Source organism: Streptomyces sp. NRRL F-5123 (genome assembly GCF_000721495.1).
Classification (GTDB): domain Bacteria; phylum Actinomycetota; class Actinomycetes; order Streptomycetales; family Streptomycetaceae; genus Actinacidiphila.
Genome location: NZ_JOHY01000207.1, coordinates 1 through 298, shown reverse-complemented (window position 1 = coordinate 298; position 298 = coordinate 1). Strand labels below are relative to the sequence as shown.

1 protein-coding gene is annotated in these 298 nt (G+C 73.5%); it reads left to right on the top strand.

The annotated features are described in order from the left end of the window. Positions 1 to 298 (top strand): acyltransferase domain-containing protein (locus IH54_RS41155; protein WP_043183756.1); only part of this gene is annotated, 298 nt, incomplete at both ends.

Here is a 298-nt window from a genome sequence, read left to right as displayed (position 1 = left end):
GCAGCCGGTCCGGTTCGACCAGGCCCTCTCCACCTTGCTGGCGGACGGGCACCGGGTCTTCGTCGAGGTCAGCCCGCACCCCGTCCTCCTCGGCGCGGTGGTGCAGGCGGCCGAAGCGGCGGTGGTCGAGGGTGTGGCGGCGGTGGGGACGCTGCGGCGCGAGGAAGGCGGGCGTGGCCAAGTCCTGCGGCAGGCGGCGGAGTTGTTCACCGCCGGTGTGGATGTCGACTGGTCGTCGTGGGTGTCCGGTGGGCGGCTCGTGGACCTGCCCACGTATGCCTTCGAGCGCCGGCGCTTC